Origin of the sequence: Micromonospora qiuiae (genome assembly GCF_016863555.1) — a bacterium.
GTDB lineage: Bacteria > Actinomycetota > Actinomycetes > Mycobacteriales > Micromonosporaceae > Micromonospora > Micromonospora qiuiae.
In genome coordinates, this window is record NZ_BOPC01000091.1 from 15,771 (window position 1) to 27,673 (window position 11,903).

Consider the following 11,903-nt stretch of genomic DNA (forward strand, 5'->3'; position numbering starts at 1 on the left):
GAGAGGCTGTAACCAGTGACACGGCCGGTTGATTCCGCCACTGTCCCGCCCCGGGGCCAACGGGTACGGGAGACGATCACGCAGTTGCGCCAGCGGATCATGGCTGGTGAGTGGCCGGTGGGCAGCCGAATCCCGACCGAGCCACAGTTGGTCGAGGCACTCGGCGTGGGGCGCAACACGGTGCGGGAGGCCGTTCGGGCCCTCGCGCACGCCGGCGTGCTGGAGTGCCGACAGGGCTCCGGGACGTACGTCGTCTCCACCGACGAGTTGGCGCCGGTGGTGGCCCGGCGGCTCACCGAGGAGCGGACGGCCGAGGTGATCGAGGTACGCCGCGCCTTCGAGGTGGAGGCAGCGCGGCTGGCCGCGCGGCGGCGTACGGCCGAGGACCTGGCCACGCTCGACGACGCGCTCGCCGCCCGCGAGGCGGCCTGGCGCGGCGGCCGGGTCGCCGAGTTCGTGGCGGCCGACGCGGCGCTGCACACCGCAGTGGTCGCGGCAGCGCACAACACCATGCTCGCCGAGTTGTACGCCTCGATCGGCACGGCGATACGCAGCACCGTCGCCGAGGCAACGGGCGAGGCGCTGACCCCGGAGCGGCACATCGACCACGCCCGGCTGGTGGCGGCGATCCGGGCCGGCGACGCGGAGTGGGCCGCTCGGGAAGCCGGCGCATTTTTGGACCCCTCGCCCGGGGCATAGGTTGTCCCCGACGAAAAACCGGACACCTCGGGAGTACGGATGCTCAAGGGCTTCAAGGACTTCATCATGCGCGGCAACGTCGTCGACCTCGCGGTCGGCGTCGTCATCGGCGCCGCTTTCACGGGCGTGGTCACGCAGCTCACCAAGTCGTTCCTGGAACCGCTGATCCGGGTCTTCGTGCTGCTGATAACCGGCAGCAGCAACGGAATCGCGGGCAGCGCGCCAGAGTTCCGGGGCGTTCCGTTCGACTGGATCGCCTTCCTCAACGCGCTGATCACGTTCCTGCTCACCGCGGCGGCGCTCTACTTCCTGGTGGTCTTTCCGATGAACAAGCTGGCGGAGCGGCGCCGGCGCGGCGAGGAGCCGCCGCCGGCCGCGCCGAGCGAGGAGGTCAAGCTGCTCACCGAGATCCGGGACGCGCTCGTCGCCGCCGGCCGGACCACCCCCGCTCAACAGCGTGGCGCGCTGGACGACGTGCTCGGCCGCCGGGAGGAACCACCCACTCAGCGCTGAACCGGTCACTCGCACGTACGGCCCCTGCTGGATTCCCACAGGGGCCGCACGCAGTCGAACACGTGTTCGATAGAGTCCCCGCCATGGAGCAGCGAAAGCACTGGTGGAACGGGAAGTGGGGGCGACTTGCCCGGCGGGACGTCTTTCTCCGGGTGGACGCCGACCGGTGGTACGTCGAGCAGCGGGCCGGTGGCGCCGAGGGAGCCTCCCGGTTCTACGAGCACGACACCCTCGACGAGGCCGAGGAGACCGTACGCGCCCTGCTCCAGGGCCCCCACCCCTGGCGCGAACTCTCCCCCCACCCCCCTTCCTCCCACCCCCCTTCCCCGCACCACCCTTCGCCGACTTCTTGATCAATTGGGCGCGCAGGGTGGCGTTTGGGTTTGGGGGGAGGCGGGGCGGGGAACCGCGCGGGAATGGAACAGCAGGGCATCGATCAGCGGGCGATCGTATCGAGGGTCACCACCGGGATGCGGGTGGTCGACTCCGCCGGAATCGACGTGGGGACGGTGGACCTCGTCCAGCGCGGCGACCCCAACGCGGTGACGGTGCAGGCGCCGAGCGCCGACCCCGGCAGCAGCCTGGACGAGCTGATCGAGTCCGCGGCCACGGAGGAGCCGGACGTGCCGGCGGACCTGGCCGCCCGGCTGCTGCGTACCGGCTATCTCAAGGTCTCCACCGAACTGGTCCCCACCGGCGCGGTCTACGTGCCGGCCGACCGGATCGCCACCGTCACCGACCAGGAGGTCCTACTCAACGCCCTGACCACCGACCTCCCCTCCGAATCCTGACCCTCACGCACTCGCCCCGTTGATCATGAAGTTGTTGCCTCTGGCAAGCGCATACCTAGTGATTAACTTCATGATCAACGCACTCTTCGCGAGGGGTGGGTGTGGTGGGGACTGGGCGGGTGGGACGGGGTGGGCGGAAGATCAGGAGCATCAGGGAGCCGGCGATCAGGCCCCAGAAGGCGCTGGCGATGCCGGCCAGCGAGACACCGGAGGCGGTGACGACCAGGGTGACCACCGCAGCCTCCCGGGCCGTGGGGTCGGTCAGCGCCGACGCCAGCGCGGCGGCCAGCGCGCCGAGCAGGGCGAGCCCGGCGACCGCCTCGATCAGCACCGGCGGCGCCCAGCCGACCAGGGTGGTCACCGCGCCGGCACCCAGCCCGAGCAGCGCCAGGCCGACGCCGGCGGTCACCGAGGCGATCCAGCGACGGTCCGGATCGGGGTGCGCGTCCGGGCCAGCCGCCAGCGCGGCGCTGATGGCCGCCAGGTTGACCGCGTGCCCGCCGGCCGGGGCGGTGGCCACGCTGGCCAGCCCGGTGGTCCGGAGCACCGAACCGAGCGGCGGCCGGTAGCCGTAGCCGACCAGCAGGGCGGCGCCGGGCACGTTCTGCGCGGCCATGGTCACCAGGAACATGGGGAGCGCCAGGCCGACCACGGCCGACAGGCTCCACTGCGGCACGGTCACCTCGACCACCGGGCGGAGTCCGCCGGCGCCACCGCCCGCCGGGGCGGCCAGCGCGATCGCCACCACCGCCACCACCAGCGCACCGGGCACCGCCCACCGTCGGGCGAAGCGGTGCAGCAGCAACCAGGAAAGCAGTACCGGCGCGGCCAGCAGGGGCACCTCGACGAGCGCGCGGACCGGCGCGGTGCACAGCGGAAGCAGCACCCCGGCGAGCATCGCGCCGGCCACCGGTTTGGGGATCATCGCGACCGCCCGCCCCAGCGCCGGAAAAAGCCCGGCGGCCACGATGAGCGCTCCCGAGACGAGGAACGCCCCGACCGCGACCGGCCAGCCGCCGGCGACCGGCCCGGTGGCGACCAGAAGCGCCGCGCCCGGCGTGGACCAGGCCACGCTCAACGGCAGCCGGTGCCGTAGCCCCAGCCAGGCGGCGCACAGCCCGGACGCGACACAGAGCACGAGCAGCCCGGAGGCCGCCTGGCGCTCGGTGGCCCCGACCGCTCGCAGCCCGGCCAGCACCACGGTGAACGAGCTGGCGAACCCGACCAGGGCGGCCACCACCCCGGCCAGCACCGGTTGCACCCGTCCCGCCACTCTCACCTCGATCGTTCCTTATACGGAACAGCAAGCGTGTAGCACGATAGCGGGGTGCCGCAGTCACCACCAGATCCGGACCCCACGGCGGTCGGTCGACGGGTCCGCGCCCTGCGCGAGGCGCGGGGAGTCTCGTTGTCCGCGTTGGCCCGGCGGGCCCGGGTCGGCAAAGCGACCCTCTCCGGCCTGGAGAACGGCACCCGCAACCCCACCCTGGAGACCCTGTACGCGGTCACCGCGCAGCTCGGCGTACCGCTGGCCGCCGTGCTTTCCGAGCCGGCGGCCGAGCCGAACGTGCGTGGCGCGGCGGTCAGCGCCACCCTGCTGGAGGTGTTCGACGACGCGGACGCCACCTACGAGCTTTACCGGATGCGGGTCGCCCCCGGCCCTGGCCAGCTTTCGCCAGCGCACCAGCCTGGCGTCACCGAGCACGTGACGGTCTTCGCCGGAGTGCTGCGCGCCGGACCGGCCGACGCGCCGCTGACCGCCGCTGCGGGCGGGCACCTGCGCTGGACCTCCGACGTGCCGCACATCTACACCGCCGTCGGCGACGAGGCGGTGGCCGCCAGCCTCCTCCTCCGGTATCCCAAAGGAAGGGCCCCCTATTAACGCCTGGTGTAGGTAAAGGGCCCCTTTTTAACAGCTGCCCGGTCCGCCGCTCGAGGTAGCCGCCGGGCCGGACAGCGCGGGTCAGTGGTCGGCGGGGGTGGGTAGCGTACGACGCTGTCGGACCGCCCAGAGCGCCACCTCCGTACGCGAGGCCGAGCCGGTCTTGCGCAGCAGGTTGGACACATGCACGGTGACCGTACGCACCGAGATGCCGAGGGTCCCCGCCACCTGCTTGTTGGACATCCCGGCGACCAGGCAGTCGAGCACCTCGACCTCCCGGCCGGTCAACTCGGCCCAACCCGCGCCCGCCGAAGGCGAAGGGTCGGGCGGGGGCGTGGCCGGGGTGGGTGGCGAGGTGAGCAGCGCCTCCGGGGGCTGGCCGGCGTGCGCGGCGAGCAGTTCGGTGAGGGCGTACGGGTTGCCGCCGGTCTGCTGCCAGACCCGGTGCACCAGGCGGGCACCGAGGGCTGTGCCGGCGTACACCTGGGTCAGCACCTCGGCGACCTCGGCCTGGCGCAGCGGGCCGAGGTGCTGGCGCACCGCGCCGCGGACCCCGCAGAGCCGGGCCAGGGTGCGGCCGATGAGTTCCGGCGCGACCGCGTGCGCCGCCGGCCGGGTCGCCACCATCAGCAGGGCCGAGAGTCCGGCGGCGGTGGCCAGCTCGCCGACCAGGTTGAGGCTGGCCGGGTCGAGCGCGTGCAGATCCTCCACCACCAGTACCGCCGGGCCGGCACCCACCAGCATCCGGACGGTACGCACGGCCAGCCGGAGCAGGGTGCCGGGTGCGTAGCGCTCACGCGGCGCGGTGGGGTGCTGAGCCAGCCAGGCCAACGCGTCCGCTGGAAGGTCGAGCCGGCTGGTGTCGCGCCCGCTCAGCACGGCGGCCAACCAGTCGTACGGCGCGGGGCTGTGTAGTCGGGCGGTGCCGCTGAGTATCACCTCCGGGCGTGGGGTGAAGCCGTCCAGCGCGGCGGCGACCAGCAGGCTCTTGCCGACGCCGGCGCCTCCGGTGACCACGGCGACAGCCGGCGAGCGGCGGCGATCACCGACCACGGTGGACCACGCCCGGTCCAGCTCGGCCAGCTCACCGGCGCGCCCGACCATGGACACCGGCAACATTCCCCCACCCTACGTAGTAGTGCGTAGAGACGCGGCGTGGGTGTTCTTGGCAAGCTTGTCCCATGACGCTGATCCTCCGCTCGGCCATCCTCAACGACATCGGCCTGGTCCGCACCAACAACGAGGACTCGGCGCTCGCCGGCGAGCGCCTCGTCGCGGTGGCCGACGGCATGGGCGGGCTGCCCGCCGGAGAGGTGGCCAGCGAGATCGTCATCCGGATCCTCGACGAGCTGATCCCGCCGACGGACCCGGACGCCGCCGGCGACGCGCTGCGCGCCGTGGTGAGCACAGCCAACCAGCGGATCCACGCCGCGATAGCGGCCGACCCGGCCCGCGACGGGATGGGTACGACGCTGACCGCGGCCCTGCTCGCCGGCGACACGCTGGTCCTCGCTCAGGTCGGCGACTCCCGCTGCTATCTGCTGCGCGAGGGCCAGCTGCGCCAGCTGACCCGGGACGACACCTTCGTCCAGGTACTCATCGACCAGGGGGCGCTGACCCCGGAGCAGGCCCGGCACCATCCGCAGCGCTCGTTGGTGACCCGGGCCGTGCAGGGCTCGGACGCGCCACCGACGATGGGGATGCTGACCGTGGCCGTCGGGGATCGGTTGCTGCTGTGCAGCGACGGGCTCTCCGACTACGTGCCCGGCGAGACGATCGCCGCCACGCTGAGCCTGCACGCCGACCGCCAGCAGTGCGGCGAGCAACTGGTGAAGCTGGCCCACCAGGCCGGCGCGCCGGACAACGTCACGGTCGTGATCTCCGACGTCGTGCCCGCGTCGGCGCCCGGTTCCAACTAGGTAGTTGTGCCATCTAGATAGCGGCGCTAGTGTACGGCGATGGATTCCGACCGTCGCGGGCAGTGGCTGCGTGGAGTGCTCGACCTCTGCGTGCTCGCCCTGCTACGCGACGGCGAGTCCTACGGCTACGAACTCGCCCAGTCGCTCGACGCCGCGGGCGTCGGGCCGATCCAGGGCGGCACGCTCTATCCGGTGCTGCTGCGGTTGCAGCGCACCGGTCTGGTCACCGCGCACTGGCGGGCGGGCGGGTCGGGCCCGGCCCGCAAGTACTACCAGCTCACGGAGGACGGGCGGGCGGCACTACGGCACGGCGGCAAGGCCTGGCTGGCGTTCGTGGCACCGGTGAACGGCATCGTCACGAAAGGGGTCGAGGAGTGAACGCCGACGATTGGCTGCGCGCGTTCGCGGTCGAGTTGCACCAGCGCCGGGTGGCGGTCGACGCCGCGCGGCACGTGGTGGCCGAGGCCGCCACGCACCTCCGCGAAGGTGGGGGCGACCCATGGCTGGTCTTCGGTGCGCCGCAGGCGTACGCCGCCGCGATCGTGGATACCATCGGCACCGCGCCCGGCCCGCGACCCGGCCCGGTCCGGCTGCACGCCCAAGGCATCACCAAGCGGTACGGGCGACGCACCGTGCTGCGGGACGCGACGCTCACCGTACGAGCCGGACAGATCGCCGCCGTGATCGGCGCCAACGGCTGCGGCAAGAGCACGTTCCTGCGGATCTGCGCCGGGCTGATCTCGCCCGACGCCGGCGAGGTCACCGTCTCCGGCCGACTCGGCTACTGCCCCCAGCAGGGCGGCACCGCCGACTTCCTGCTGCCCGACGAGCATTTCGTGCTGGTCGGTGCCGGCCAGGGGGTGGCACGGGGAGCGGCCCGGCGGGCCGGTCGGGCGGCGGCCCGGCACCTCGGCTGGGACGCCGAGAGCAACGTGCTCGCCCGGCACCTCTCCGGCGGTACGCGGCAGAAGCTGAACCTGACCATGTCCACCCTCGCCCAGCCGGACGTGCTGCTGCTCGACGAGCCCTATCAGGGCTTCGACCAGGGCAGCTACGTCAACCTGTGGGATCAGTTGACCCGGCTGCGCGACGAGGGGAAGGCCATCGTGGTGGTGACCCACCTGCTCAACCAACTCGACCGGGTCGACGTCGTGCTCGACCTGACCCCCGCCCAGCAGGGAGGCCGTTCATGAACCGGCTGGTCACCGTGGCCGAGATGACGCTGCGGGAACTGGCGCGCCGTCGAGGCGTACTCCTGCTTCTGCTGTTGATGCCGTTGGTTTTCTGGCTGATCCGGCGGGACTCCTACGTCGGGCAGTCGATCCGGGCGCTGCTGCTCGGCATCAGTTGGGCGGTCAGCACCGCCGCGCTCTTCGCCACCAGCGCCGCCCGCGAGTTGGAACCCCGGCTCCGGCTCGCCGGCTACCGGCCGCACCACCTCTACCTCGGTCGGATGCTCGGCCTGTGGGTGCTGGGGCTGGTCATCTCCGTGCCGTTCTTCCTGCTCACCGTGGTCGACGCGGCCAACCTGCGGCACGGCGGGATCGCCATGGCGATGCTCTGCTGCGTGGTGGTGGCGGCACCGTTCGGCATGCTGATCGGCGCCCTGCTTCCCCGCGAGTTGGAAGGCACCCTGTTGCTGCTCACCGTGGTGGCCGTGCAGATGCTGCTCGACCCGGCCAGTTCCGGGGCGAAGCTGACGCCGTTCTGGTCCAGCCGGGAGATCGCCACCTGGGCGGTGGACCACACCGACGGTGGTTACCTGAGCCGGGGCGCCCTGCACGGCATCGTGGTCACCGTGTTGCTGATCGTGACGGTGGCGGGGGTGTTCGCCGTCCGGCTGCGCAGCCGCCGGCATCTGCACCACGCACCACTCGTCTGACCAGCATTGGTGCTCGCTCAGAGGGGGAACTGCTTCTAGCATCACGGGGTGCGTCTGAGATCCGTCATCGCCCTGGTGGCCGCAATCACCGTTTTGTCCGGCTGCAGCGGTCCGTCCGTGCCCAGGGCCGACCCGCGAAGCGCCCAGCAGCCGGGGGTTGGCGGCGCCGACGCCGATGAGCCGGTCGCCGGGGGAGAGCAGCCACTGACCGAGCCGCCGCAGGGTGAGCCCTCGCAGAGCGGGCAGGCCACCCCGCCGGCCCGTACCGGTCCGGACGGCGCACCGACCGGCGCCAGCTCGCCGCGACCCGCCGGGTCAGCGGGCGTACGCAGCGGAAACCCGGCCGGGCGAGTCGCCGTACCGGCGGTGGCGGGGGCCGTCGACACCTCGAAGCCGACCCGCACCGTCGGCACCGGCACGCCGGCCAGCTGCACCTCGGCGGCGGTGGTCCGGGCGGTGGCGGCCGGCGGAATCATCACCTTCGACTGCGGCCCCGACCCGGTGACCATCAAGATGACGGCGACCGCCAAGGTACGCAACGCCAACGGCCCGCAGGTGGTGCTCGACGGCGGCGGCAAGGTCACCCTCAGCGGGCAGGGCCGACGGCGCATCCTCTACATGAACACCTGCGACCCGCTACAGGGCTGGACCACCTCACACTGCAACAACCAGGATCATCCCCAGCTGACCGTGCAGAACCTGGTCTTCGCCGACGGTGACGCCACCGGTCAGCGGACCGACGGCGGCGGCGGTGGTGCGATCTTCGTCCGGGGTGGCCGGTTCAAGGTGGTCAACTCGCACTTCGTCGACAACCGCTGCGACCGCACCGGCCCGGACCTGGGTGGTGCGGCCATCCGCGTGCTCGACCAGCACGACAAGCAGCCGGTGTACGTGGTGAACAGCACCTTCACCGGCGGCTCCTGCGCCAACGGCGGCGCGCTGAGCAGCATCGGCGTCTCCTGGGAAGTGCTCAACAGCACGTTCCGGGGTAACGCGGCCGTCGGCAACGGCGCCAACCCGGCCCGGTCCGGCACCCCGGGTGGCGGCAGCGGCGGCGCGATCTACTGCGACGGCAACGAATTCTCGGTACGCGTCGCCGGCACGATCATCGAGGACAACGACGCGAAGGAGGGTGGCGGAGCCATCTTCTTCGTCAGCAACAACCGCACCGGCACCCTGCGCATCGAGGGTTCCACCCTGCGCCGCAACCCCAGTCACGGCTTCGAGACCCAGGGCTACCCCGGCCTCTTCTTCCTCGGCGCCGGCCAGCCCGTCACCACCGACTCCACCCTCCGCTGATGGTCGGCGGGGCCGGTCAGTAGGGGTTGGTGTGGCCGGCAGGGCGGGCCTTGAGCAGGGCCGCGGGGCGGCCGGGCAGGGTGGGGGTCGCGGAGAGAGGCGGGCTGTGGGTGCCGGCGCGGTCGGCCATGCCGGCGAAGAGTTCCCGCAGGGCGGCGAGCGCGTCGACGCGGGGCTGCCAGCCCAGCTCGGTCTCGGCCCGCTCACTGGACATCAGTGGCGCGTTCAGCGCCAGCTCCACCCAGCCCCCGTCAACCGGTTGCAATCGCGCCCGCCAGGTCAGCGCCGCGGCCGCGCGCAGCACCGGCGCGGCCACCGGCACCGTCCAGCCGTGAAAGTGCCGGGCCACCAGCTCCGGGGTCAGCACCGGGTCCGCGGCGACGTTGAAGGCGCCGCGCACGTCACCCAGAATCGCCCGGGCGTACGCGTCGGCCACGTCGTCCGCGTGCACCGCCTGCATCCGCAGCCGCCGGTGGGCGGGTACCAGCGGCAGCCAGCCGAACCGCAGCAGCCGCACCGGCGCGAACGGCCCGAGGAAGTAGCGGCTGATCTCGGTGCCGGCCTCCCGCTGGAAGATCAGCCCCGGCCGTAGTCGCACCACCCGCAGCGCCGGATGGGTCCGCTCGATCCCGTCGAGCATCTCCTCCACCGCCGCCTTGTCCCGGCTGTACGACGACGCGGCCACCCCGGTCGCCGGCCAGCGCTCGCTGACCGGCCGGTCCTTCGGGCCGGGCGCGTACGTGCCGATCGAGGAGGCGTACACCAGGGCCGGCACCCCGGCGCGCAGCACCGCGTCGACCACCGCCCGGCTGCCACCCACGTTGGTCCGATGCAGCTGTCGCTGGTCGTGGCTGGGCTGGATCTGCCAGGCCAGGTGCACCACCGCGTCGGCACCGGAGAAGAGCCCGGTCAGCTCGTCCGACGCGTCCGGCGACCCGATGTCGCAGGAGTGCCAACGCACCTCGTCGTACGGCTCACCGGCTCCCGCGTGCGGCAGCCGCCGCGCCACGCCGACCACCTGGACGTCGCGCTCGCGCCGCAACCGGCGCAGCAGTGCGGTACCGACGTTCCCGCTCGCCCCCACCACCACGATCCGCATGCCCGGTCCGTACCCGTTGAGCCGCTTCCCAAGCATGACCGCGCACGCCGTGCCGTGGTCCGCTCACGTGACCCGGGCCCCGGCGAGGCGGTGTCATGCTTCAGGGACGGGGTGAATGGCGGACCCAGGGACGCTTCGCGTCTCGCCGCCGGCCGGTCGTGGCGGCCACGCAGCGCGGACAGATCCAGCCGACCGGGTCCGCCGCGGTGAGCTGGTCGGTCGCGGTGTAGTCGAACGGGACGTGCGGGAAGCGGCGCAGCCGGGTACGGCTCAGCGCCAGCCCGCAGACCGTCTGGTTCTGCCCCGGATGCCAGGCGTGCACCTCGCCGGCCGGCTCCCGTACGCCGTCGGGCCCGGTCTGCTCGCTGGACGCGGCCACGGCGGCAGTGCTGCTCCTCCTCATGCCCGGACGGTTCCCCGCCCACGGCCCGCCCACACCGGCGCTCAGCGCGCGAGCAGCGCCCCGATCAGGCAGCCGAAGGCGGCGACCGAGCTGACCGTGCGGACCAGGTTCCAACGCACCCAGGGGGCCTCGAACCACTGCCGGACCGCCGTCAGGTCGGTGATCCTCTCGACCGGTCCGGCGGCCTCCAACCGGTTGTTGAGCGGCACGTTGCACCGGCCGGTCACACCGAGCGTGACCAGGTGGCAGAGCAACGCGGCGACGAGCCAGCCGAGCACCGCGCCACCGTCGCCGACGTACCCGGCGACGGCCACCGCGACCAGCAGCGGCCCACCCAGGAACGCCGACAGGAACCACCCGTTGATGATCTTCCGGTTGATCGACTGCATGGTGCCGATCAGCGTCCGATCGTCGGTCGCGGCCAGACCCGGCATCACCGAGCAGGCGTACGCGAAAAACACCCCCGCCACCAGCCCGGTGGCACCGGCGGCCCCGGCCAGAACGGCGATCCGGACCGGTTCCGGCATGCCGCACCTCCCCCTATAGCACTGCCGATGCTGCCGAACCTGTGGTGCTGCCGGCCGAGCCGATCATGCCAGCCCCGGCCGAGCCGCTCTATTCCGCGCTCGTCCCATCGATCACGTGAGCCCTCGACGCCGGGCGGGAAGGCGTGAAGCCGGCCATGTCGGTGTCCGGTAACCTGAGCGCGCGGGCCGCTAGCTCAATGGCAGAGCTGTGGACTTTTAATCCATAGGTTCAGGGTTCGAGTCCCTGGCGGCCCACTCCCCCGCAGGTCAGCGGCCCTTCCGAGCGCTGGTTGAGCCGCGATCCCGGCCCGTACGAGTTCCTGTACCTGCACTGGAGGTGGCCGTGCGGACCGTGAACTTCACCCAGCTACGCCAGAACCTGGCCGCCGAACTCGACAGCGTCATCAACGACGCCGAAGAGCTGGTGGTGACCCGGTCGGGCCACGAGCCGGTGGTGATCGTGTCGCTTGCCGAGTACGAGTCGATGAAGGAAACCGAGTACCTCCTACGCAACCCGAGCAACGCCGCCGCGCTCCGCCGATCGATCGCAGAGCTTGAGCAGGGCGACGCGGCCGAGCGGGAGCTGACCGACCCGAAGCCGCGCGGGACGTCGCGTGAGGCTGGTCTTCACCGCGACGGCCTGGAGCCAGTACGTCAGCCACACCGACCGCAAGCTGGTCAAGCGCATCAACGACCTGATCGCGGACGTGATGCGCAACGGGTACGAAGGCATCGGCAAGCCGGAGCCCCTGCGGGGCGAGCTGTCCGGCTTCTGGTCCCGCCGGATCGACCGCGAACACCGGCTGGTGTACCGGATCACCAAGGATGACGTCGAGATCATCGCCTGCCGGTACCACTACGGCGACCGATAGCGGACCGGAATGAGGAG

At 72.1% G+C, this 11,903-nt stretch carries 16 protein-coding genes, 1 tRNA gene and 1 pseudogene; 13 read left to right on the forward strand and 5 right to left on the reverse strand.

Annotated elements, in window-relative coordinates:
- Positions 1-15 precede the first annotated feature (15 nt).
- From Vqi01_RS25615 to Vqi01_RS25630, 4 genes are all read left to right on the forward strand, one after another.
- Entirely contained in the window at positions 16-699 is a 684-nt protein-coding gene (locus tag Vqi01_RS25615; protein ID WP_204037434.1) for a FadR/GntR family transcriptional regulator, read from the forward strand.
- 39 nt (positions 700-738) lie between these two features.
- Positions 739-1,212 (forward strand): large conductance mechanosensitive channel protein MscL, encoded by a 474-nt coding sequence (gene mscL, locus Vqi01_RS25620; protein ID WP_204037436.1) that lies wholly within the window; start codon positions 739-741, stop codon positions 1,210-1,212.
- An 83-nt stretch (positions 1,213-1,295) separates the two neighbouring features.
- Positions 1,296-1,565: a hypothetical protein gene (locus Vqi01_RS25625; RefSeq protein ID WP_204037438.1), complete on the forward strand. Its 270-nt coding sequence runs from the start codon at positions 1,296-1,298 to the stop codon at positions 1,563-1,565.
- A gap of 78 nt (positions 1,566-1,643) precedes the next feature.
- On the forward strand, positions 1,644-2,003 hold the full coding sequence (locus tag Vqi01_RS25630; protein WP_204037459.1) for a hypothetical protein: 360 nt from the start codon (positions 1,644-1,646) through the stop codon (positions 2,001-2,003).
- Between the two features lie 55 nt (positions 2,004-2,058).
- Here the strand turns inward: Vqi01_RS25630 and Vqi01_RS25635 are convergent, their stop codons facing one another.
- A complete protein-coding gene (locus tag Vqi01_RS25635; RefSeq protein WP_239098663.1) occupies positions 2,059-3,282 on the reverse strand; it encodes a benzoate/H(+) symporter BenE family transporter in 1,224 nt (407 codons plus the stop codon).
- Positions 3,283-3,330: 48 nt separating this feature from the next.
- On the opposite strand from Vqi01_RS25635, the gene Vqi01_RS25640 reads away from it, so the two are divergent.
- Positions 3,331-3,885: a helix-turn-helix domain-containing protein gene (locus Vqi01_RS25640; RefSeq protein WP_204037440.1), complete on the forward strand. Its 555-nt coding sequence runs from the start codon at positions 3,331-3,333 to the stop codon at positions 3,883-3,885.
- An 81-nt stretch (positions 3,886-3,966) separates the two neighbouring features.
- Here Vqi01_RS25640 and Vqi01_RS25645 read toward each other — a convergent pair whose 3' ends face one another.
- Positions 3,967-5,004, reverse strand: a complete 1,038-nt coding sequence (locus tag Vqi01_RS25645; protein WP_204037441.1) for a helix-turn-helix transcriptional regulator — start codon at positions 5,002-5,004, stop codon at positions 3,967-3,969.
- Between the two features lie 62 nt (positions 5,005-5,066).
- Between Vqi01_RS25645 and Vqi01_RS25650 the strand changes: the two genes are divergently transcribed.
- The 5 genes from Vqi01_RS25650 (at position 5,067) to Vqi01_RS25670 (ending at position 8,985) form a co-directional block, all read left to right on the forward strand.
- On the forward strand, positions 5,067-5,804 hold the full coding sequence (locus tag Vqi01_RS25650) for a PP2C family protein-serine/threonine phosphatase (protein WP_204037443.1): 738 nt from the start codon (positions 5,067-5,069) through the stop codon (positions 5,802-5,804).
- Positions 5,805-5,843: 39 nt separating this feature from the next.
- On the forward strand, positions 5,844-6,182 hold the full coding sequence (locus Vqi01_RS25655) for a PadR family transcriptional regulator (protein ID WP_204037444.1): 339 nt from the start codon (positions 5,844-5,846) through the stop codon (positions 6,180-6,182).
- Positions 6,179-6,997 (forward strand): ATP-binding cassette domain-containing protein, encoded by an 819-nt coding sequence (locus Vqi01_RS25660; protein WP_204037446.1) that lies wholly within the window; start codon positions 6,179-6,181, stop codon positions 6,995-6,997. The genes Vqi01_RS25655 and Vqi01_RS25660 overlap by 4 nt, the downstream gene beginning before the upstream one ends.
- On the forward strand, positions 6,994-7,686 hold the full coding sequence (locus Vqi01_RS25665; RefSeq protein ID WP_204037448.1) for an ABC transporter permease: 693 nt from the start codon (positions 6,994-6,996) through the stop codon (positions 7,684-7,686). Before Vqi01_RS25660 ends, Vqi01_RS25665 begins: the two co-directional genes overlap by 4 nt.
- Before the next feature lie 204 nt (positions 7,687-7,890).
- Positions 7,891-8,985 carry a hypothetical protein gene (locus tag Vqi01_RS25670; protein WP_372444431.1) on the forward strand — a complete coding sequence of 365 codons (1,095 nt, stop codon included), beginning with the start codon at positions 7,891-7,893 and terminating at the stop codon, positions 8,983-8,985.
- A gap of 16 nt (positions 8,986-9,001) precedes the next feature.
- On the opposite strand, the gene Vqi01_RS25675 is transcribed toward Vqi01_RS25670, so the two are convergent.
- The 3 genes from Vqi01_RS25675 to Vqi01_RS25685 form a co-directional block, all read right to left on the reverse strand.
- Positions 9,002-10,084: an NAD-dependent epimerase/dehydratase family protein gene (locus Vqi01_RS25675; RefSeq protein ID WP_204037464.1), complete on the reverse strand. Its 1,083-nt coding sequence runs from the start codon at positions 10,082-10,084 to the stop codon at positions 9,002-9,004.
- Positions 10,085-10,184: 100 nt separating this feature from the next.
- Positions 10,185-10,487 (reverse strand): hypothetical protein, encoded by a 303-nt coding sequence (locus Vqi01_RS25680; RefSeq protein WP_204037450.1) that lies wholly within the window; start codon positions 10,485-10,487, stop codon positions 10,185-10,187.
- A gap of 41 nt (positions 10,488-10,528) precedes the next feature.
- Positions 10,529-11,014: an anthrone oxygenase family protein gene (locus Vqi01_RS25685; protein WP_204037452.1), complete on the reverse strand. Its 486-nt coding sequence runs from the start codon at positions 11,012-11,014 to the stop codon at positions 10,529-10,531.
- 183 nt (positions 11,015-11,197) lie between these two features.
- Between Vqi01_RS25685 and Vqi01_RS25690 the strand changes: the two genes are divergently transcribed.
- The 3 genes and pseudogenes from Vqi01_RS25690 (at position 11,198) to Vqi01_RS25700 (ending at position 11,886) form a co-directional block, all read left to right on the forward strand.
- Positions 11,198-11,269, forward strand: a tRNA-Lys gene (locus tag Vqi01_RS25690).
- Positions 11,270-11,366: 97 nt separating this feature from the next.
- Positions 11,367-11,519, forward strand: a pseudogene (locus tag Vqi01_RS31055) (type II toxin-antitoxin system Phd/YefM family antitoxin); the annotation flags it as partial.
- Positions 11,520-11,628: 109 nt separating this feature from the next.
- Positions 11,629-11,886 (forward strand): Txe/YoeB family addiction module toxin, encoded by a 258-nt coding sequence (locus Vqi01_RS25700; protein ID WP_204037453.1) that lies wholly within the window; start codon positions 11,629-11,631, stop codon positions 11,884-11,886.
- Positions 11,887-11,903 lie beyond the last annotated feature (17 nt).